16 protein-coding genes are annotated in these 21,592 nt (G+C 58.4%); 9 read left to right on the plus strand and 7 right to left on the minus strand.

From position 1 onward, the window contains the following. From V3C19_RS01710 to V3C19_RS01730, 5 genes are all read right to left on the minus strand, one after another. Entirely contained in the window at window positions 1-1,572 is a 1,572-nt protein-coding gene (locus V3C19_RS01710) for a glycoside hydrolase family 75 protein (protein ID WP_295933116.1), read from the minus strand. Further along, window positions 1,569-2,414, minus strand: a complete 846-nt coding sequence (locus V3C19_RS01715) for an SDR family oxidoreductase (protein WP_295933112.1) — start codon at window positions 2,412-2,414, stop codon at window positions 1,569-1,571. Before V3C19_RS01715 ends, V3C19_RS01710 begins: the two co-directional genes overlap by 4 nt. A gap of 394 nt (window positions 2,415-2,808) precedes the next feature. Beyond that, entirely contained in the window at window positions 2,809-3,576 is a 768-nt protein-coding gene (locus tag V3C19_RS01720) for a PEP-CTERM sorting domain-containing protein (protein WP_130083576.1), read from the minus strand. Between the two features lie 534 nt (window positions 3,577-4,110). Further along, window positions 4,111-5,958 (minus strand): GreA/GreB family elongation factor, encoded by a 1,848-nt coding sequence (locus V3C19_RS01725; protein ID WP_161981321.1) that lies wholly within the window; start codon window positions 5,956-5,958, stop codon window positions 4,111-4,113. Window positions 5,959-6,061: 103 nt separating this feature from the next. Continuing rightward, window positions 6,062-7,804, minus strand: coding sequence for a hypothetical protein (locus V3C19_RS01730; RefSeq protein WP_295933105.1), 1,743 nt, complete (start codon window positions 7,802-7,804; stop codon window positions 6,062-6,064). Window positions 7,805-8,174: 370 nt separating this feature from the next. On the opposite strand from V3C19_RS01730, the gene purC reads away from it, so the two are divergent. The 6 genes from purC to V3C19_RS01760 all read left to right on the plus strand — a co-directional run bounded on the left by purC (window position 8,175) and on the right by V3C19_RS01760 (window position 14,638). After that, window positions 8,175-8,885: a phosphoribosylaminoimidazolesuccinocarboxamide synthase gene (gene purC / locus V3C19_RS01735; protein WP_295875163.1), complete on the plus strand. Its 711-nt coding sequence runs from the start codon at window positions 8,175-8,177 to the stop codon at window positions 8,883-8,885. A 75-nt stretch (window positions 8,886-8,960) separates the two neighbouring features. Next, window positions 8,961-9,407, plus strand: coding sequence for a hypothetical protein (locus tag V3C19_RS01740; protein WP_130083571.1), 447 nt, complete (start codon window positions 8,961-8,963; stop codon window positions 9,405-9,407). A 34-nt stretch (window positions 9,408-9,441) separates the two neighbouring features. Further along, window positions 9,442-11,844, plus strand: a complete 2,403-nt coding sequence (gene purL, locus V3C19_RS01745; RefSeq protein WP_295933102.1) for a phosphoribosylformylglycinamidine synthase subunit PurL — start codon at window positions 9,442-9,444, stop codon at window positions 11,842-11,844. A 47-nt stretch (window positions 11,845-11,891) separates the two neighbouring features. Next, the gene (locus tag V3C19_RS01750) at window positions 11,892-12,599 is read left to right on the plus strand and encodes a phosphoribosylformylglycinamidine synthase subunit PurQ (RefSeq protein WP_130083569.1); all 708 of its coding nucleotides are present in this window, start codon (window positions 11,892-11,894) and stop codon (window positions 12,597-12,599) included. A 42-nt stretch (window positions 12,600-12,641) separates the two neighbouring features. Next, window positions 12,642-13,421: a hypothetical protein gene (locus tag V3C19_RS01755; RefSeq protein ID WP_295933099.1), complete on the plus strand. Its 780-nt coding sequence runs from the start codon at window positions 12,642-12,644 to the stop codon at window positions 13,419-13,421. A gap of 137 nt (window positions 13,422-13,558) precedes the next feature. Continuing rightward, window positions 13,559-14,638, plus strand: a complete 1,080-nt coding sequence (locus V3C19_RS01760; RefSeq protein WP_215434082.1) for a M42 family metallopeptidase — start codon at window positions 13,559-13,561, stop codon at window positions 14,636-14,638. Between the two features lie 235 nt (window positions 14,639-14,873). Here V3C19_RS01760 and tkt read toward each other — a convergent pair whose 3' ends face one another. Then, complete coding sequence (tkt, locus tag V3C19_RS01765) at window positions 14,874-16,877, minus strand: transketolase (protein ID WP_295933089.1); 2,004 nt, start codon at window positions 16,875-16,877, stop codon at window positions 14,874-14,876. A 193-nt stretch (window positions 16,878-17,070) separates the two neighbouring features. Between tkt and V3C19_RS01770 the strand changes: the two genes are divergently transcribed. Next, window positions 17,071-18,519: a catalase gene (locus V3C19_RS01770; RefSeq protein ID WP_295933087.1), complete on the plus strand. Its 1,449-nt coding sequence runs from the start codon at window positions 17,071-17,073 to the stop codon at window positions 18,517-18,519. On the opposite strand, the gene V3C19_RS01775 is transcribed toward V3C19_RS01770, so the two are convergent. Continuing rightward, the gene (locus V3C19_RS01775) at window positions 18,509-18,913 is read right to left on the minus strand and encodes a hypothetical protein (protein ID WP_295933084.1); all 405 of its coding nucleotides are present in this window, start codon (window positions 18,911-18,913) and stop codon (window positions 18,509-18,511) included. The two genes, V3C19_RS01770 and V3C19_RS01775, sit on opposite strands and share 11 nt — an antisense overlap. A gap of 557 nt (window positions 18,914-19,470) precedes the next feature. Between V3C19_RS01775 and proB the strand changes: the two genes are divergently transcribed. Both proB and V3C19_RS01785 read left to right on the plus strand, forming a co-directional pair. After that, complete coding sequence (gene proB, locus V3C19_RS01780) at window positions 19,471-20,235, plus strand: glutamate 5-kinase (protein ID WP_130083563.1); 765 nt, start codon at window positions 19,471-19,473, stop codon at window positions 20,233-20,235. Between the two features lie 10 nt (window positions 20,236-20,245). After that, the gene (locus V3C19_RS01785) at window positions 20,246-21,547 is read left to right on the plus strand and encodes a glutamate-5-semialdehyde dehydrogenase (RefSeq protein ID WP_295933079.1); all 1,302 of its coding nucleotides are present in this window, start codon (window positions 20,246-20,248) and stop codon (window positions 21,545-21,547) included. Window positions 21,548-21,592: the final 45 nt, after the last annotated feature.

The raw sequence follows: 21,592 nt of genomic DNA on the forward strand, positions 1-21,592 counted from the left end.
TCAGGGGGCCGCAGGTGCGGATGTGGAGGAAGGCGTGGGGGAAGATGTGGAAGAAGGAGTTTCCGACGGTTTGTCCGCAGCCGTTTTTCCGTCTTTTGCCGTGGTTTCCGGTTCCTTGTCGGAAGCGGAGGGAGAGGGAGAAGAGGGAGGCGGCTTGGGAGCAAGCAGGTCTTCCCACTGGTGGAGTTTGAAGGCGTCTCCCATGCCGCCTATGTCGTTGAGCAGTTCCCGGCATTTCGCCGTGAGTTTTTCATAGTCGGGCGGCCCGGCTTCCGGCTCCGCGGTGCCGGGGAAGATCAGGTAGCTCACCACCAGATCGGAGACGGGGCGGCTGTAAGGTCCGGATTTGGGGTTGATTTCCCGGCTCAGGCGCAGGGAGCCTTCCCCCGTCTTGTACCGGGGGCCGGCGTCCCCCACCAGGGCCGGGTATAATTTGCCGTCCACAATGACGACGGCGTAATCGCCGAATTGCGGGGAGAACGGGGAAGACTGGTTGACGACGCCCAGAGGGACTACGATGAAGGGATCGTATTCCGAGATCAGGAAGCTGTACCTTTTCAGTTCCGCAATGACCCGTTCCGCATGGTCTATTTTGCTGCGCAGGGCGGCTTTTTCCGCGGCGGGGGCCTTGGCCAGGCTTGCCTTGTAGGCAGCCAGCCTCTGCTGCCAGGGCTTGAGCAGGGGATTGGGCTTGTCCGTGCGCTTTTTCCAGCGGTAGGAGGTGCTGGGCTGGTAGAAGGAACTTTTCAGGATTTTGTCCGGCATGGTGGACAGCCGGTCACCGTCCGACCCGTCGGAAACGACGTCCATTTCACTTTGAAGCCACAGCAGTTTTCTACGGGTTTCCGGGTGGGTTATTTCCAGGATGGTTTCCGTATCATAGAAGTTGTGGCGGTCAAGCAGCTTGGTCAGGGAGGCCAGGTTTTTGCGGATTTCCGTTTGTTTGCGGGCGTAGATCTGCCCGTAGTAGGGAGAGATGCGAGCGTGACTGAACAGGGTGGACAGATCCGGGAGGATGGCCTCCAGTTTGGGGTTGAGCTTCAGGATATCTTCCTTTTTCGTCAGGGCTTGGGGCTGTTTGACGTTCAGGGTGAGCGTCATCTGGTAATTGCTTTTGATTTCCTTGTCGCTGGAAGCCAGCGTGCCGGGCAGGAAGTTGGCCTGGGTTTTCAAGTTCAGGCCACGGGCCAGCTCGTAAATGTTCGTGAGCGCTCCTGTGGACGGCCTGGTGGGCAGAACTGGTGGAAACGGCGGATACTGCACGGGGGGCAGGGCGATGGTGCGCTCCGGCGTCCAGGGAGACAGCAGGCGCGCATCTTCCGTGGCCGTGCCGGGGCGTCCGGCAGTATCCGGGGCGGCCGTTTGCGTCTGGTCCGGCTGTTCCGGGGGCAGGGAAGTGTGGGGCGGGTAGGCGTCCGGGGCATCCGTCGCCGGTTCCGGCTCTCCTTTCAGGGCGCGGATAATCTGGGCCGGATACGGCGTGAAGAGGGAAGCCGCCATGGCGGCCAGGCAGGCGCAGACCGTAAGCTTGAACCAGGTGATGCGGGTGATTCCGCGGCGGTGGGGTTTCATGGCGCGGGAGGGAGGGTTTCGGTTGGAGACGGCTGGACTTTCCGGGGGCGTTTGCCCATGAAGAAGCGGATCAGCCCCAGGGGAGCCGCATTCAGCAGCAGGGCCGCCAAACGTATTTTCACGCCGGGGAAGACTCTGGCGCGTCCGCGGGACAGGGCGTGCAGGCTGTCTTTCACGACGGTTTCCGTGGGGGTGTCAAAGGCGTTTCTGCCCGGCATCATGTTGCCGGTGAAGCCGGGGCGGCGCGCCGCTTTCCCGAATCCCGTGGAGACGGGGCCGGGACAAACGGCCAGGACTCGTATGCCGTGTTCCTTCAGTTCCAACCGCAGGGCTTCCGACAGGCTGGAAACGTATGCCTTGGTGGCCGCATAAACGGCAAAGTCCGGGATGGGGAGCAGAGCCGCCAGGGAGCTGATGTTGATGATGTCCCCGCCGTTTTTTTTCAATCCCGGTATCATGGCGTGGCACAGGCGCGTGAGGCTTTCCACGTTCAGGCGCAGCAGGGTGCGAATTCTGTCCCAGGAGCCTTCCGAGAATTCTCCGTAGTCTCCTGCTCCGGCGTTGTTGATCAGAAGGGTTTTTGCCGCAGGCAGTTCCAGAAGGCGGCCAGCCAGGTCGCCCAAGGCGGATTCGTCCGCCAGGTCGCAGGGAAGGGCGGCGGCGTTCAGTCCGGGATGTTTTTCTTCCAGCCCGGCGGCAAGTTGTTGAAGCGCCTCTTCATTCCGGGCGATGAGAATCAGTTCACCGGTGCAGGAGGCCAGCATCTGGGCAAAAGCCTTCCCGAATCCGGACGATGCGCCCGTGATGATAATTCTTTCGTACTGGAAGCGTTGGTTCTGCATGAGGGAGCCGGGTAGCCCGTATCATGGTCAATACGCAGCAGGACCGCAATGAAAAAGGGGGCCGCGGGACGCAAAAAATTGAGGGAATTGTTTTTCCGCCTTTCCGTGAAGGCGGCAGGGTATCGTGAGTTTCCGGTTTTGTTTTATCGTTCTGTACCGTTGCTGGAATTGGGGCGCCTTTTCCTGCATGCAGAGGGCTGTGGGGGATAATATTAAAGCAGAGAGGCAGGGTACCATTCCCGGTACACGGTGTCTCCGGCAGGCTATGCCGATTTTTTCTGTGGGGATTTTCCGGAAAAATCGCCGTATCATTCTCTGTCCCGAACGGAAAACTCCGTACCTCGTATAAGGAGATACGGAGTTTTTGTTTCTCGGAAAATGGGATGAACCAGAGTCAGTTTCTGCGGCGGCGCAGAAGCAGGGCGGAAAGCCCCAGAAGGCTCAGGGATGCCGTAGCCGGTTCCGGAACGGAGGTTAGCGCCAGAGTGTTGATGCTGCCGCTACCGCCCTCGGAGAGGATGTCAAGCCGGGTATTGTCGGCCGTCACGTCAAACGTGTAAGTCATCAGCACCCAGTCTCCGGTATGTGTATTGGCTGTGACGGTGGAGCCGTTCAGCGTGGCGCCGGAACCAGTGGAATAATCGTCAAGAATGGCCGAAATGTTGGCTATGCCATCGCCGCTGAGGCTGAAGGAAGAAGTATTGCCTGCCCCGTAATCGTTTCCGCGGCCTACCAGCATTGTCAGCGTGTAGGTACCTGCGGACAGATTGTTCAGGGACATGGTGAAGTTGCCATTGGCAGAACCGGCAGTGTTGACAACGCCCCCCATGGGATTGCCTATGGACATGTCCTGGCCAAAGACATCATAGAACTTGTTGTCATGGCCCGCCAGGGCGGATTCTTTTGCGGTAACGTCCGTCAGCACGCCACCTGATCCACAGCAAACACCGCCGGTCGTGACGGTGATGGCGGTAGTTTCCCCTCCGGTGGTTGACAATGCTCCGGAAGTGTAGGAATTTGAGCTTCCTGTTGAAATTTTATTTACTTTTTGCCCGGTTTCTCCGCGGTAGGTTCCGTTCACAACGGAGGTGTCATTGCCTGAATTGATGCCGAACGATATCAGGACTGTAGATGCTTCCGCAACGGCAGTTGCCGCAGCCATGGCAGTCAAAATAAATAATGTCTTCTTCACAGTATGCAGGGGATAATCAATGAAAAACAACAAATAAGCTACTTGCTGTACATCCCTATAACGAATTTGGAATCCGGCAGGTTTTCTTTGGAGAGGCAATCCAGTTTCTCCCGGCTGATCCAGTATTCCATATCCTGGTGAAGCAACGAAATCATTTTCTTCTGCCGATAAGCACAATCTTCTGGAAATAGGTCATTAGCATCACTTGTGAAAACCGCGGTGATAAAAAAAGGAAGAGGGATTTCCCTTCTCCATGCTTCAGGAATAACTCTATTTGTGGAAGCCGGGAAACATGCACTCCCCCGCCTGCGAGGCTCGCAGAAGCGGCAGAAATCTATTCAATAGCCTTCCCCTTAAAATTGTAGATTGACTTCGGATTCCAAATTCGCGCCAACTTTTTTCTTCAGCCCAACTTTTTTATTTTCAATATATAATTCAAAATATCACAAAAAATCCTCCATGAAACATGGAGGATTGAAGGAGAAAATTGGCGAATGACCGTTCTTAAAAGGCGGCTTCAATGGCGGTGATCGTGAACACCTTCTTTTTGTCGCCGTCCATGGGAACGATTTTAACCTGATCGCCCACTTTCTTGCCGGTCAGTTCCTTGCCAACCTGGGAAAGGTAGGAGACGATGTGTTTTTCCGGGTTTGTGTCCCACGCTCCCAGAATGGTGTATATCACGAGGTCTCCGCCGCCGAGTGGCTGGAGCGTCACTTTTGTTCCCATGGCCGCCCTGGAGGTGTCCGTTACGGTAAAGTCCGTGCCGCGGGCCAGGGACAGCGCATGTTCCAGCTCCGCGCGGCGGCGGTTGAGGACTTTTTCCACTTCCTTGGCGTCCTGGTAGCCGCCGTTTTCACGAAGGTCGCCTTCCGCACGGGAAATTTTCTTGTTGTGCAGGTTTTCCGGAATTTTCACATTCACCAGTTCTTCCAGTTCCTTCTTGCGCGCTTCCAGGCTTTCCCAGGAGACGAAGATCGGTTCCGGTTTGTCGGAGGTGTCCACCATTGCATCCAGTACGATGGAGTGAAGGTCCGGGAACACGCTGATCACACGGGCCATCAGTGCGCCGCGGTCCTGTTCGGAGAAGGCAGATGTGTTGTACAGCATTTTGGCGAACTGGCGCACTTCCGCCACGTCCTGCTTCCTGATCATTTCCTGAATCATGTTTTTGTCTTCCATGAACAGGTTTTTCAGACGCAACATGCGGTTGGGGCCGCCATCCATGTGGTCCTGCTCAATCAGGGAGAGCATGGCAATGCCTACCGGAAGGCCGAAGAGGGGTTTGGAGGCATCATTGCGCTGGCGGCAAATCCAGATGAGGGATTCCGCGGGAAGGGTCTGCCGCAGCAGGGAATGCTTCAAGTGCTTGATGAAAGTTTTTTCCTGTCCCTGTTCAATGAGGAATTTGGCGATTTCCCCCACGGCGCGGGCTCCGCTGGCGTCAAATAGTTCCAAGGCCTTTTCCGTCCATGAGTCGCCAAAGATTTCCGGAAGCACGGCATACACGCGCTTTTGGCGCACCGCGGGCATGGAATTGAGCACTTCCGCGAAGCGCTCCACGTCTTCAATGCCGGTTTCCACAAGGGAGCGAAGGGAGCAGGCAGTTTCCGCCGCTTCCGCGTTCTTGACGGCGGCGATCAGGTCGTCCCGCAGAATGGCCAGTTCCAGCACCTGCTGGAGGGCCAGGCTGCCGCCGTTGCATACGTCGGCGTTTACGGCCTGGATCAGGGTATTCACCGCATCCGGTTCGGAGACCACGTTTTCCATTTTGACGCTATCCAGCACGCGCACTTTCGCTTTCAGGTCGGCGGCCTTGCCGTAATCTTCCAGGGCGGCTTGGGCGCGGGAAAGCGTGTTGGTGCGCAGGGTGATGCGTTCCCCCTTGCGGGTCGGCATCATGAACTGCACGTTGGTGCGCAGCATGGCGCGCACCTTGTCCCACCAGTTTTTCCATTTGTCTTCCGCAATAACGGTGCCTTTCAGGGCGGCTTCCAGCTTTTCCGGGGTGAGGGAATTGCCGTAGCCCTTCAGCGTCAGGCGCACCAGTTCCACGGGATCGTCTGCTGCCAGGGAGATCAGGAATTCCGGGTCTTCATAGCGCTTGGCCAGGAAGTGGTCGTCACCGATGAATTCCAGAATGCGGGGAGCAAACTCCAGCGCGATTTCATGTTCCGGATTTTCTTCAAAATCAATGACCAGCTTTTTGGCCGGCAGGTTCCAGGAAATGACTTTTCCGGCTCCCCAGGTAGAGTGGAAGCAGTAATGGCCAGGTGAGATACAATCAAGTTTTTCAGCGAGAGCAGGGGTAATTCTCCCCAGAGACAACAATTTCTCCAAGTCGGCGTGCATACTGAAGCACATGATACGCCAGCCCCTACGGGTATCAAGACTAATATTCCCGGTGTATGCACAGAAGAGAGTGAACCGGCTGAATACGCGCGCCAGTGCGGAATCAATTCCACAGAAAACGGTTATTCCAACTGTTCCAGATGCCGCTTGCCCTGGGACATTCAGCCGCTCTGTCCCGGGCTGTTTTTCCCTGCAGGACGGCGCGCGTCTCAAAAATCCCCTGCAGATAGTCTTCGTCGATGAACAGGAGATCCGCCGTGTACCACAGTTCCATCAATTCGACTACAGTTTTCAAGTCCGCATCGGCAGAAGACATGATTCTTTCCGTTCCGTCAGCCCCGCGCACGATGCAGAAGGGAGCGAAGTACATCCCGTTCGTTTCCTCCACCTCGTTGTTGTTTCCTTTTCCGCCGGCCATTTTCCCTTTGGCAATGTCCGTAAGCGTTTCTTCCAGCAAACGGCTCAAGTCCCTTCCCAGGGAGATCCATTCCCGCCTTACTCTGGGTTCGCCATATCCTGCAGGCTCCCGAATGCCGTCGTAGGGGAACAATGCCCTTTCCGGGACTTGATTGTAAAACCACTCGTCATAAATGTCCAGGGGGGTATTGATCAGGGTTTCCGCACGTCCCATGAGTGTTCCGTCCAGGTAAAGACCGCTGATTCCCCTGCTTCCCACCCAGCATGCTCCCGGTTTTCCCTGAGTTCCGTTCGGGAATAAATCCCTCCAAAGCGGATTCCGGTCCAGAGGCTTCAAAAAACGCTCCCGGAATCCCCGTACATATTCTTCTTTCGTACGATGGGCAGGAGAATCGGCCTCCGGTTCTTTTTCCTTTTCCTCTTTCGCCTGCTCTTTCAAAGAGGCCTCTTTCTCCTTCCGTATTTTTTCTTCTGCACGTTCCTTTTCCATTTGATCATCAAGCCGTCGATAGAAGTCTTTCACCCAGGATTCGGAAACCATGGGGGGCGGGGCTTCTCCCAAATCCGAGGCATGGCACCGGATTTTGGCGCATTGATTCATAAGCCATTGCTCCGTTTCCGCATTCCAATCCTCCATCATGGCCATGTCCACGATTCCAAAAGCCAGCTCCCTCATCGCGGGCCTCAGCATTCCTTCTCCTTCACACAGGTCTTCCCCTACCGGACCGGAAGCTCCGCGGAAATAGAAATAATCCCCGTCAAGCCTGGTTAAAAGCTGCCTGTACATGTCCATGGCGAAAGTTTTCCGTTCAACCGCCTCATCCCAGGTTTTCCGCAAAGCATCTGCCAAGGCCGGATTCAAGGTTATTTTCCCTCTTTTGACGTACAGATGCCGGTAGAGAAACGGGTTGATCATGGATTCCATCCATCGGGCCGCGAACATGCGCCATTCCCCGTATTGGGGCAATTTGGAAAGCAAGCCCTTCCTTTCGGAAGAGGTGCTGAATATATCTTCCTCCCTTCCGCCTGTCATGCCGTCCCACCCTTCCAGCATGTTCCCCAGAATTGGAAATTGCAGGCACATCAGCAGAACGGCGCAGCGGTCCGCTCCCTGGCTTTGCAAGTCCACAATGGGCGTTTGGGAGAGCATTTGCACACTGGAGGGCCCGACTGCCCTGGCCCAGATCAAATCGTTTCCCTCCAGATAAAAACCAAATTCGCGATTAAACGAGGGAAGATAGATACACGCATAGGAAAATGAAGGATTGTCCGGAAACAGGACTGTCCAATAGTAGGAATCATGAGATTCCGCTGCAAAATACTGGGCGGGACTCCGCAGGACGACATAGGTTTCATCTTCGGGTTCCTCCCCCAGTCCGAAAAATGGAATCGCCAATACCAGCCAGGCGCATGCAAATATCCTGAACATCAATAGGCTTCCTAACAAGAAGAAAAGAGCGCGTCAAGATGATTAAGAATAGTCAAGCCATGTTGCGGCGCCCCGGTGATTCATAGGTTCATGAGCTGTTTTCAAACCTTATTGGGAAAGGTTCCGCGTCTGTACCTGTCGTTCATTCCCGGGAGTTCCGTGTTTTCCGGTTTTCCACCCTGCAGTTGTCTTGCGGCAGGCTGTTTTCAAATGACTTTCTTCAAATGACTTCCCGCTGCGCCCGTCCGCATTTTTGCGCGGCCTTTTCCCGGCCGGGCCGGAGGGGTGTTCTTCAGCCAGTTGCGGCTTGACCCTGCGTACCGTCTGGCGTAACATCCCCGCACGCATTCAACCCCGCGTAAAACGTATCATGGAACCTATCTACGAAGGCAAGGCCAAAAGACTTTATATGACCGATACTCCCAATGTCCTCCGCATGGAGTACAAGGATGACGCCACTGCCGGAAACGGCGCCAAGAAAGCCCAGTTCGAGAACAAGGGCAAGCTGAACAAGGCCATCACCCTGCTCATTTACAGAATGCTTGAGGAAAAGGGTGTGAAGACTCATCTGGTCGCTGACGTGGACGACATCAACATCGACGTCAAGAAGGTTTCCATTCTTCCGCTGGAAGTGATCGTGCGCAACATTGCCGCCGGTTCCTTCAGCCGCCGCATGGGTGTCAAGGAAGGCACCCCCTTCAAGAAGCCCATCGTGGAGTTTTCCTACAAGGACGACGATCTGGGAGACCCCTTCATCAATGACGATTATGCCCGGGAACTGGGCGCCGCCACGGAAGAGGAGTGCGCCTTCCTCAAGAAGCAGGCGCTGATCGTGAACGACGTGCTGATCGACTTTTTCAAGCAGGTAGGCCTGACGCTGGTGGATTACAAGATTGAGTTCGGCCGCCTGGCGGAAGATCCCTCCCAGATCGTGCTGGCGGACGAGATTTCCCCGGACACCTGCCGCCTGTGGGACATCAAGACCGGCGAGAAGATGGACAAGGACCGCTTCCGCCAGGACCTGGGCAATGTGATGGAAGCGTATGAGGAAGTCCTTTCCCGCCTCCAGCACAAGGCCTGATCCGCAAGCCTTTCCCCATGGGAGCCGGCCGGCCAGCCGGCCCCCATTTTTCATTTTACCACATTTCTGAGCCATATGACCCTCCATTTTGAAGTTATCAGCCGATTCCAGGCCGCAGCCAATGCAGACGCCCTGCTTTACACCCCTCTGAATGCCGGCCTCACCTTCCGCCGCAGCCGCGTGTACACGGTGGAAATCACCGGAGACGAGCAGAAAGCCCGCGACTACCTCCTGAGCGTGCTGGTTGACCCTATTGCCCAGGAATGCAGCGAGCAGGACGCCCCCATTCTGACGGGAGCCCTTTTCACCATCGACTACGGCATGAAGGCCGGGGCCCTGGATCTGGAGAAGGAGGCCATCCTGCAGAATTACCGTGGCCGCAAGAATATGGGCTTTACCCTGGACGGGCTGAAGATCACGCAGCGCGTGTACGTTTTCGGCCAGGGGGACCGGGAGAGCCTTTCCAAACGCTTCGCCAAGGACGTTTGCAATCCCGCCATCCACAACTGGACCATCGCCTGATTTTTCTCCCTCACGCCTACTTTTTCCCAGCAATATGTCCGCCAAAACCTACCGCACCGTTCCCGTGAGAGACCTGAGCAGCGACGAGCTGCTCGAGCTCAGCAAGCAGCAGAAGCTTTCCCTGTCCCGCGAGGACATGGAAGTCGTCCAGCAGATTTTCCGCGAAGTGGACCGCGACCCCACCGACGTGGAACTGGAAGTGATTGCCCAGACCTGGTCGGAACACTGCAAGCACCGCATTTTCTCCGCCTCCATCAGCCACAGCGTAAACGGAGGCGCGCCGGAAACCGTGGACAGCCTGTTCAAGACTTACATCAAGAAGCCTTCCGAGAAGATCATGGAACGCAAGCCGGGCTTCGTGCTCAGCGCGTTTGATGACAACGCCGGCTTCATCGCCCTGGATGACAAGCTGGCCGTCTGCCTGAAGGCGGAGACGCACAACCACCCCTCCGCCATTGAACCCTATGCAGGGGCCAATACCGGCCTGGGCGGCGTCATCCGCGACATTCTGGGCGCAGGGAAGGGGGCCAAGCCCATTGCCTCCCTGGATGTGTTCTGCTTCGGCGCTCCGGACACGGACCCCGCCTCCATCACCGCCCCGGACGTCATTCATCCGCTGGGCATCATGCGCGGCGTGGTGCGCGGCGTGCGCGATTACGGCAACCGCATGGGCATTCCGACGGTGAACGGGGCTATCCAGTTCGACCCCACTTACATTTACAATCCGCTCGTGTTCTGCGGAACCGCCGGCGTCATTCCCCGCGGGGACATCCTCAAGGAAATGCGCCCCGGCCTGAAGGTGATCGTCATCGGCGGCCGGACTGGGCGCGACGGCCTGAAGGGTGCCACCTTTTCTTCCGCCGCGCTGGATGAGGCCTCCCATGAGGAGGATTTCACCGCCGTGCAGATCGGCAACCCGATTGAAGAGAAGAAGACGCTGGATTTCATTCTGGAAGCGCGCGAACGCGGCCTGATCGTGTTCATCACGGACTGCGGCGCGGGCGGTTTTTCCTCCGCCGCCGGGGAAATGCTTTCCGTCACGGGCGGAGAGATTTTCCTGGACAACGCCCCCCTGAAGGAGCCGGGCCTGATTTCCTGGGAGATTTTCCTTTCCGAGTCCCAGGAACGCATGGTGATGGCCGTGGAGGAAAAAGACCTGCCGGAACTCCAGAAGCTGGCGGATACTTTCCAGACGGAGCTGACCGTCCTGGGCCATTCGGACAATACGGGCATCCTCAAGGTCTGGCACAAGGGGGAACTGGTGTGCTGCCTGGACAATTCCAAGCTGCATGAAGCCCCAGTCAAGAAGCTTTCTTCCGTGTTCACCAGCGGGCAGGGACTCACCGGGCAGCCGATGCCGGACGAGGACCTCGGCAAGTCCCTGGAAACCGTCATGAGCGATTTCGCCATCGTTTCCCGCGAACCCATCATCCGGGAATACGACCATGAAGTGCAGGGCAACACGATTCTGAAGCCCCTCGCGGGCGCCACGGCGGACGCACCGCAGGACGGTTCCGTGGTGGACATCGACGGCTCGGACAAGTGCATGGCCATGGCCTGCGCCATTCTTCCGGAATGGGGCAAGACGGATCCTTACGCCATGGGTACCGGCACCGTGGACGAGTGTGTGCGCCAGCTTATCCTGGTAGGCTCCAACCCGGACAAGATCGGCCTGCTGGACAATTTCTGCATGGGCAATCCGGAAGATCCGGAGGAGCTCGGCCGCCTGGTGGAGTGCGTAAAAGCCATCGCCAGGGCCGCGGACGCCTACAACGCCCCGTTCATTTCCGGCAAGGATTCCTTCTACAATTATTTTGAGACGGAAGACGGCCCCATCAACGTGCCCGTCACGTTCCTCTGTTCCGGTTTCGGCGTGGTGGAAAGCCCGGACCACGCCATCGGCTCCTCCATGCGCCGGGACGACAGCCTGCTGTACCTCATCGGCAATACGGAAGATGAAATGGGCGGCTCCGTCTTTGCACGCACGCACGGCGTGAACGACTGCAAGGTGCCGCAGACGGACTGCGCGAAGAATATGGAGCTGTACAAGGCGTACTACAATGCCCTGACTTCCGGCCTGGTTCTTTCCGCCCACGACGTTTCCGAAGGCGGCCTGGCTGTCACGGCGGCTGAAATGGCCTTTTCCGGCAAGGGCGGCGTCCAGCTTGACCTGACGAAGGTTCCTACCGTGAACGGCTGGAAGTCCCCGGCCATTCCCCTGTTCAGTGAAAGCACGGGCCGCATCCTGGTGGAGGTGGACCCCGAGTTCGCCGCGGATTTTGAGGCGGTCATGGAGGGCTTCCCCTGTGCCTGCATCGGGCGCGCAACTCCGGAAAAACGCCTTGCAGTCACCTGTTGCGGCGGGGAAAAGGTTCTGGACTGCGAACTTGCCAGACTCAAGAAACTCTGGAAGGACGGACTCACCCCCTACTATTGATTTCAACAGTCCCGCATTCAACCTACAACGATTTGACACTTACTCACATGCCTCACGCACTTTTACTCAAATACCCCGGCACCAACTGCGATGTGGAAACGGAACGCGCCCTGCGCACGGTCGGCTTTTCCACCCAGGTCCAGCCCATCGCCACCGCCGCGCCGGAACACGTGGCCAAGTCCCAGCTTGTCGTCATCAGCGGCGGTTTCAGCTACGGGGATTACGTTACCAGCGGACGCCTGGCGCAGCTGGAAACGGAACGTTTCCTGGGAGACGCCCTGCACAGGCACCACGCCGGCGGGGGCCTTATCCTGGGCATCTGCAACGGGTTCCAGATTCTGACCAAGCTCGGCATCCTTCCTTCCTCCAGCCTGATTGACAACAAGAGCGAACGCTTTGAATGCCTGTGGGCCAAGCTGGTGAAGGTGGCAAAGGATTCCCCGTTCCTGCAGGGGCTTCCGGACGAGTTTGAATTGCCCTCCGCCCACGCGGAAGGCCGCCTGGTCACCAGGCCCGGAGATGCGGAAAAGTATCTGGCCGCCGGGTATGTGGCCCTGCAGTATGCGGACAACCGCGACGGCTGCGCCTGCAGCATTGCCGGTCTCCAGGACGCCACCGGCCGCGCCATGGGCCTGATGCCCCACCCGGAACGCTTCCTGCTTCCCCGCCACCATTACGACAAGGACTGGGCGGCCCATGAAGACTGGGGCTGGGGTTATTTCCTTTTCAAATCCGCCTTTGACGCCCTGAAATAAGTTCCGGGAGTCTGCAACAACCTAGCACCCTTCCTCCTCAACATGACAGATACGGTATTCATCAGCTCCTCGAACGCCCTAGGTTCTTTCTGGACCTCAAAACGGTATTTCGACTACCTGATTGACGAAACGAATCTGCCGCTCCTGCGCGGCCGGGAATTCGGCCAGGCTGTTCTCATTTGTCCGTCCCTGTGGGAAGGCCGCCGTGCCATCCGAAGGAATGAGGAGGCATTCATTTCCCATGTCCGGCAGTTGATAGACATTCTGCACGAGGTGAAAATCGAACGCCTGACTTACGTCACCAGCATCGATACTCAGCCGGAGACGGGGAATGAAGATTCCCCGCTGGTTCATGAGTTTGAAGATGCCTTCCTCTCAGCCCTGGCGGAATTGAGGGATTACGTCAACCTCAAATTCGGCCGCGTGCTCAACGTGTACCTGCCGGAAGTCACCGGAACGGGTGCGGATATGAGCGTGGCGGATCTGCTGGCAAATGCGCCGGAAGGAAAGGACGAACTGGACGTGGCCCTGCTGGAACGCCACCAGCTCTACCCCATGCGCCGCATCGTAAATGATGTGGAAAAAGCATGGGAATGCGGCCTTTTTGCCGTCAATCTGGTTCCGGAACCCGTCACTGCCTTTGAACTGGCGGAAGCATGCTTTCCTTCCCTCGTGGGGCGCCTTCCGATAGCGAAGGAGGCGGATCCTTACGGAAGCGGCAGAATTTCCGTGCATTCCACGCAGTACCATGATCCGGACACCGGATACATCATGGGGAAGGCTGACGTTCTGGAGGGTATTTCCCGGGGGCTTCAGGCCTGATTTTTGCCCATTTATGAGAGCCCGCGTGCCCTGCCCGGCATGCGGGCTTTTCTGTGTGTACATTCCCCTGCTGAAGATGCAGCATCCATCCTTCTTTCCGGTTGAGCGGCATCCGGAACGGTGCTATAAACGGGGATATGAAGATCAGCGACGACAGCCTTGAGTTTTTAACGGAACTTCTGGAGACTCCCAGTCCTTCCGGTTTTGAGATAGACGCCCAGCGCATTTGGGCGGATGAGATGCGGAAGTACACGGAGGATGTCCAGTGCGACACTTACGGGAATACGTGGGCCACCTTCCATGCGGACAAGGAGAACGCTCCCACCCTGATGATTGAGGCCCATGCCGATGAGATCGGCTTCATGATCCGCCACATTACGCCGGAGGGCTTCCTGTACGTGGAACGCGTGGGCGGAACGGATACGGCCATCGCGCGCGGGCGCCGCGTGCGCTTCCTGGGCAGCCAGGGGGAAGTGATGGGCATTACGGGGAATACGGCCATCCACCTGCGCGAAGGTGGGGAGAAGGAGCCCAAGATCTGGGAAATTTACATTGACGTGGGCGCTTCCTCCGACAAGGAGGTGGCCGACCTGGGGCTGCGCGTGGGGCACGTGGGCGTTTATTGCGACGGCCCCATGCTGATGAATGAGAACAAGCTGGTTTGCCGCGCGCTGGACAACCGCCTCAGCGGCTTCGTTCTTTCGGAGATAGCCAAACGCCTGTGCAAGCAGAAGAAGCCCCTGGCCTGGAACGTGGCGCTGGTCAATGCCGTCCAGGAGGAAGTGGGCTGCATCGGCGCCGGGATGATCACTTACCGCATTCAGCCGGATGCCGCCATCTGCATAGACGTGACGCACGCTACGGATTCTCCCGGCCTGGACAAGGGGAAGTTTGGGGATATCAAGCTGGGGAAGGGCCCCGCCGTCATTCACGGAACCGCCAACCATCCCAACCTGGTGGCCCGCCTGGAAATTGTGGCGGACAAGAACAAGATCAATCTCCAGCATGAAGCCGCGGGCCGCCGCACCGGCACGGATACGGACAGCATTTACGTTTCCCGCAACGGGGTGGCGTCCGCGCTGGTTTCCCTGCCGCTGCGCTACATGCATTCCCCGGTGGAAACCGCCGCCCTCAGCGATGTGGAAGATACCATCAAGCTGCTGGTGGAGCTGATCAAGTCCCTGAAGCCCGGCGATTCCTTCGGGCACAAGCTGTAAGCGGCACAAGGCTTTTCATGCGGCGCATTTCCGCCTTCCGTGAAAGTGTTTCTCCGTTGCGGTTCCGGCCACGGAAGGCTGGAGCTTTTCAAAGCGGGGCGGCGAGACGGAACCGTTGCGAATGGCGCGGGAGGCTGCCTTGTTTGCTCGCATGGGCCGGATGGATGAAGAGAAGGCTGCCCTGCATCGGCAGGACAGCCTTTGACAATTGCATTCGGAAGCAATTCCGTCCGTCTTATCTGGCAAGCACGTTTTGAATGGCGTTGACGACGTTGTCCACGTTCATGCCGAGTTCGTCCAGGACCTGATTGCCCGGGGCGGAGAAGCCGAAGCGGTTGATGCCCACGGCTTCACCCTGGCAGCCCAGGTATTTCCACCACAGTCCCGTTACGCCGGCTTCCACGGAGACCCTCTTCATGCAGGAGGGGGGCAACACGCTTTCCCGGTATTCGGCAGGCTGGGCATCAAAGCGGAAGAAGCTGGGCATGGAGACCACGCGGATTCCGCTGCCGAGGCGTTCCGCGGCCTTCAGGGCCAGTTCCAGTTCGGAACCGGACGCAAGGATGACGGCTTCCAGCTTGTCCTGTTCCCGGCGGGCTACGTAGCCGCCTTTCAGCACGCCCTGGCGGCGCGTTTCCACGGGGATGTCGTTTAACGTGGCCACTTTCTGGCGGGTAAGGATCAGGGCGGTGGGGCCGTCGGCCCTTTGCAGGGCGGCCATCCAGGCTCCGGCCGTTTCTTCCGGATCCGCCGGGCGAATGACGTCCAGATTGGGGATCACGCGCAGGCCGGAGACGGTTTCCACCGGCTGGTGGGTGGGGCCGTCTTCACCCACGGCCACGGAGTCGTGCGTCAGGATGTAGGTGACGGGCAGTCCGCTCAGGGCGGCCACGCGGATAGCGGCGCGCATGTAGTCCACGAATACGCAGAAGGTGGCGGCGCTCACGCGGAACAGGCCGTCGTACGCGATGCCGTTGCAGATGGAGGCCATGGCGTGTTCCCGGATGCCGAACCAGAAGTTGCGGCCTTCCGGATTTTCCGCGGAGAAGTCTCCGCCGCCGTTGAGGTAGTTTTTATTGGAGCTGTACAGGTCCGCGCTGGTAGTCAGGAACCAGGGGTCGGCCTTCGCGATGGCGTTGATGGCCACGGAGCCGGAGGAACGGGTGGCGTCGCTGTAGTCCGGGGAGAAGGCGGGGATGTCCTTGTCGGAAACGGAGGGGTCCACGCCCCTGGCGCAGGCGTCCATTCCGGCGTCCAGTTCCGCGGCAAGTTCCGGGAAGGATTGGCGCCATTCCCGGTACATGGCGTTCCAGGCGGAGAAGGCGGCTTCCCGCCGGGCCTTGAGGTCGTTGAAGTAGGCGCGGACGTCTTCGGAAACATAGTAGCGTTCCCCGGCGGGGATGCCCCAGTTGGCATGCGCTTCTTCCAGAAGCCTGGCCCCGCCTTCGCCGTGGCCCTTGGTGGTGCCTTCAATGCCGGGGATGCCCTTGCCGATGACGGTTTTGGCGACGATGAGCTGGGGTTTGCCATTTTTGGCCGCTTTGGCGGCTTCCACCGCTTCCGCAACGGCTTTCAAGTCGTGCCCGTCAATTTGGCGCACCTCCCAGCCCAGGGCTTCATACACCGCGCGCGGGTCGGCAAGCTGGGTGCGTTCCGCGGGGGCATCCAGCGTGATGTCGTTGGAGTCATAGATGAGGATGAGGTTGTCCAGCTTCAGCACGGCGGCCAGGGCGAGCGCTTCGCGGGCCACCCCTTCCTGCAGGCAGCCGTCTCCCGCCAGGCAGAAGATGTTCTGGGTGAAGATGTCCATGCCGGGCTTGTTGAACCGCGCGGCGGCGCGCCTGGCGGAGAGGGCGAATCCGACGGCGTTCGCAATACCCTGGCCGAGCGGTCCCGTGGTGCATTCCACGCCTTCGGTATCCCGAAATTCCGGGTGGCCGGGCGTAATGGAGCCCTTGTGACGGAAGTTTTTGAGGTCCTCAACGCCGACGTTGAATCCTGACAGGTGCAGCCAGCCGTAAAGGAACATGGAGCCGTGGCCCGCGGAGAGAATGAACCGGTCGCGGTTGAGCCAGCGGGGCTGGGACGGGCAGACGTTGAGCAGATCACCGAACAGGACGGCCCCGATTTCGGCGCACCCCAGGGGAAGGCCCAGGTGGCCGGATGCGCAGTCGTGAACGGCATCCATGGCAAGGCCCCGCGCCTGGTTGGCGGCTTTTTGGAGAAGGTCAAGATTCATGCCAGGGCAATATGACGAGAACCGCCCTGCATGGAAAGTCTAAAATGCGTCTCCGGCAAGGGTTTCCGGATGATCCGGCAGCCCGGAAAAAGGGAAATTGGGGACTGTGGTTTTTTCTTTCCAGTTTCCCGGGGATTCGGTCATTGACATGGTTTGGAAATTTGTTTTAATTATTCTAAATAAAAAATATTGCATGAGTGATTCGAAAAATTTAACTACCGAAGCCGGAGCTCCTGTTCCGGACAACCAGAACGTTTTAACGGCCGGTCCGCGCGGCCCCATGCTGCTGCAGGACGTCTGGTTTCTGGAGAAGCTGGCCCATTTCGACCGCGAGGTGATTCCGGAGAGGCGCATGCACGCCAAAGGTTCCGGAGCTTTCGGCACCTTTACCGTGACGCATGATATCACCCGGTACACGAAGGCGGCCCTGTTTTCAGAGGTGGACAAGAAGACCGATCTCCTGGTCCGCTTTTCCACGGTAGCGGGGGAACGGGGCGCGGCGGATGCGGAACGAGATATCCGCGGTTTTGCCATCAAGTTTTATACGGAGGAGGGCAACTGGGACCTGGTAGGAAACAATACGCCCGTGTTTTTCCTGAGGGACCCGCTCAAGTTTCCGGACTTGAACCACGCCATCAAGCGCGATCCGCGCACCAATTTGCGGAGCGCCCGGAACAACTGGGATTTCTGGTCCTCCCTTCCGGAGGCTTTCCACCAGGTGACCGTGGTTATGAGCGACCGCGGCATTCCAGCTTCCTACCGGCACATGCACGGTTTCGGCAGCCATGCGTTCAGCATGTTGAACGCGGATAACGAGAGATTCTGGGTGAAGTTCCACCTGAAGACCCAGCAGGGCATCAGGAACCTCACGGATGAAGAGGCGGAGGCTATTGTCGCGAAGGATCGTGAAAGCCACCAGCGCGATTTGTATGAAAGCATTGAAAAGGGGGATTTCCCGCGTTGGACGATGTACATTCAGGTCATGACCCAGGAGCAGGCAAAGGCGTGTTCCTTCAATCCGTTTGACCTGACCAAGGTATGGCCGCATGGAGATTATCCGCTCATGGAAGTGGGCGTGCTGGAGCTCAACAGGAATCCGGACAATTATTTCGCCCAGATCGAACAGGCGGCGTTCAATCCGGCCAATATTGTGCCCGGCATCGGCTTTTCTCCGGACAAAATGCTTCAGGGTCGTCTGTTTTCTTATGGTGATGCGCAGCGTTACAGGCTGGGCGTGAATCATAACCAGATTCCCGTGAACGCACCCCGGTGCCCATTCCATAGCTACCACCGTGACGGCATGATGCGTGTGGACGACAACGCAGGCGGTACGCTGGGTTATGAACCGAACAGCTACGGAGAGTGGAAGCAGCAACCGGAGTTCCGGGAGCCGCCGCTTGAGTTGGACGGAGCGGCCTGGCACTGGGATTTCCATGAAGACGACCACGATTATTATTCCCAGCCGCGCGCCCTGTTCCGCCTGATGACGCCGGAACAGAGGGAAGCTTTGTACGGCAATACCGCGCGGGCCATGGGTGATGCGCCGGATTTCATCAAGCAGCGCCATATTGACCACTGCATGGAGTGCGATCCCGAGTACGGGGAGGGCGTCGCCAGGGCCCTGGGCATGTTCAAGGGGTAGTCGGTTGGCCTTTTCCGGGCGGAAGTTCCTCAGATGCGGAGCTTCCGCCCGGTTTTTGGTATTGGGGCGCCGGATCCGGCAATGCCGGGAGGATGTTGACGGGGTGTTCCGGACGCTGGATGTGCATTTCCTTCCGCGGTTCCGGTTGATAGGGGACCAGCGTGATTCTGCTCTGCGTAAGCCCCGCCAGATGGCTGAACCTGTCCCGGACAAAGCTCATGAAGGCTTGTGGAGGAATGCAGATGTTCACGCATTTTTTCTTTTTCCCTTCTTCAGGCTTCAGGACATCGTACATTTCCTGTTCCGTGCCCTTTGGATAAAAACGGCCGGCCTTCCACGTTCCACTGAGGAACGAAATGACCGGAAAGAGGGTGTACCCGGTATTTTCCTGCATTCCGCAGGGACCGTCCTGATCCTGCCACGGAGCAGGAAAAACCGGGCTGGCAGGTAATTCCAATAAAAGCTTTCTTCCTGGAATTGGGGCCGCATCCGGAAGGCGGGGGCATCGCGATGCCGGCCCATGAATAGTGTAATGCCGTTATCCAACTGGCTGTACATGCCGTTCCAGACAACGGTCAGGGAGTCAACTCTTTCCTGTTTGCCGTGGCCTGACGGGGCGGTGCCCTCCTCCGCGAAGACGGGGGAGAGTCCGGCTATGCCCAGGCACAGGAGAAGAAGGACGAATCTGATCATATGGTCACTATGGAGCGGCATGTGTCACGGGTCAATGAAAGTCCGTTTTCAAAAGGCGTTGTTACTTAAAAGTTATTTTAAATTGTCCTGCGTGTTCTGGTGAAAGGATGCTGCCGCTTCCCTGGAGTCCGGATGCGGAGAAGGGGCGCGGTTTTCCTCTTTTGCCGCAGCGTATCATTTGGAGGGAGAGACGATCCGGGGGGAGTTTTTTTCTTCTTTTCTCGGGAAGACCGTCTGGTGTACAGTGGCGGCAGACGCATGAAGATCGTAGTGAAGGTAGGAACGGGCGTGCTGACCCGTGAGAACGGAACGCTGGACGGCTCTTCCATCGTGCATTTGGTGAGCGCCCTGGCGGATTTGATGCAGCAGGGCCACCAGGTGGTGCTGGTGAGTTCCGGCGCGGTCGGGGCGGGGGTTTCCGTACTGGGGCTTCCGTCCTATCCGCAGGAGCTGTCCCTCAAGCAGGCCTGCGCCGCGGTGGGGCAGACGCGGCTGATGCAGACGTATGAGAATCTTTTCAACCATTTTGACGTGGATGTTGCCCAGCTTTTGCTGACGGCGGACGATTTAAAGAGCCGCCGCCACCATGTTCAGGCCACGGTGATGCGCCTGTTTGAGCACGGAGGGATTATTCCCATCGTGAACGAGAATGACACCGTGTCTGTGGAGGAATTGAAGTTCGGGGACAACGATATTCTTTCCGTACACATTGTCCGCATGCTGGAAGCGGACGCCCTGTTCATCCTGACGAGCGTGGACGGCCTGTATCCGCCGGGGGAAAGCCGGGAGGCCATCATCCACAGGGTGGAGGATGTGGATGCCGTTCTGGCGTTTGCGGAGGAGGACCGGGGCCGTTTTTCCATGGGCGGCATGAGCGCCAAGCTCCAGGCCATTCGGGAAGCTGTGAATGCCGGGGTAGGCACCTACATGATGAATGGCCGTCATCCGGAACGCATCGGGTTGCTGTTGGAAGGCGGCAGGGAGGGCGCAGGAACGTTTTTTGCACCTGCCAGGAAGGGATGAAGTGATGAATATGGAGAATCCTCTTGAAGCCTTGGGACGCGCGGCAGTGGCCGCTTCCCGTGAAATGGCAGCCCTGAGTCCGCAGGAGAAGACGGCTGCCCTGCTCCTGATGGCCGCAGGCGTCCGGGGAGCCGCGGAGAGAATTATCCGGGAGAATTCCCTGGATATGGAAGAGGCGGGAAAGAACGGGCGGAATGCCGCGTTTCTGGACAGGCTGCTGCTGACTCCGGAGCGCGTGGAACATATGGCGCGCGGCATGGAGCAGGTAGCGGCCCTTCCCGATCCGGTGGGCGAGTGCATCCGGGAATGGACGCGCCCCAATGGACTGCATATTCGCCAGGTGCGCGTTCCTCTGGGGGCCATCGGGTTTATTTACGAGAGCAGGGGCTCCGTCACCTGTGATGCCGCCTCCCTGTGCCTGAAATCCGGGAATGCCGTTATTCTGCGCGGCGGCAGCGAGTCTCTGCGGACCAACAGGGTTCTTGTGGCAGTGCTGCGGAAAGCCCTTGCGGAGTCTGCCGTTCCGGCGGACGCCCTCCAACTTCTTGATTCGGGTAGCCGGGAGGAGGTGAAGCAGTTGTGCGAGCTGGATTCCTGCCTGAACGTGATTATTCCCAGGGGAGGGAAGGGGCTGATACGCACCGTAATGGAGTATGCCAGGGTTCCGGTGCTGAAGCATCTGGACGGCATTTGCCATGTGTATGTGGACGCCGCCGCGGATTTGAAGATGGCCCTCAATATTTTGGACGATGCCAAGACCCAGCGGCCGGGAGTCTGCAACGCGGCAGAAACCCTGCTGGTGGACGCTGCCGTGGCGGAACGGTTCCTCCCGATGGTGGCGGAGCGCATGCGCCAGCGTGGTGTGGAGTGCCGCGTGTGTGGGCGGAGCATGCCGTTTTTCGGGCCGGAAGCCGTTCCCGCGTCAGAGGAGGACTGGTCCACGGAGTATGAAGACCTCATCCTGTCCGTGAAGGTGGCAGACGGCGTCCGGGAGGCCGTGGAGCATATCAATCGCTACGGTTCCCACCACAGCGATTCCATTGTGACGGAGGACGGGAAGGCCCGCGATTATTTCATGAGCCGCGTGGACAGCGCGTGCGTGTACCACAATTGTTCCACGAGGTTCAGCGACGGGGAAGAGTTTGGATTCGGCGCGGAAATAGGCATCGGCACGGACAAGTTTCATGCCCGGGGGCCGATGGCCCTGCGGGAGCTGACCTCCTACAAATACGTGATTGAAGGCACCGGGCAGGTGAAGGACCCTTCCCGGATGCCGGATGAAGTCCGCTCCGGCCCGGAGAAGATTTCCTGATGCAGAGGGGGGCACCGCAGCAAGACTGCGATGCCCCCGGTTGCA

It is taken from the genome of Akkermansia sp. AE01SA01, from assembly GCF_036417395.1.
Classification (GTDB): Bacteria; Verrucomicrobiota; Verrucomicrobiia; order Verrucomicrobiales; family Akkermansiaceae; genus Akkermansia.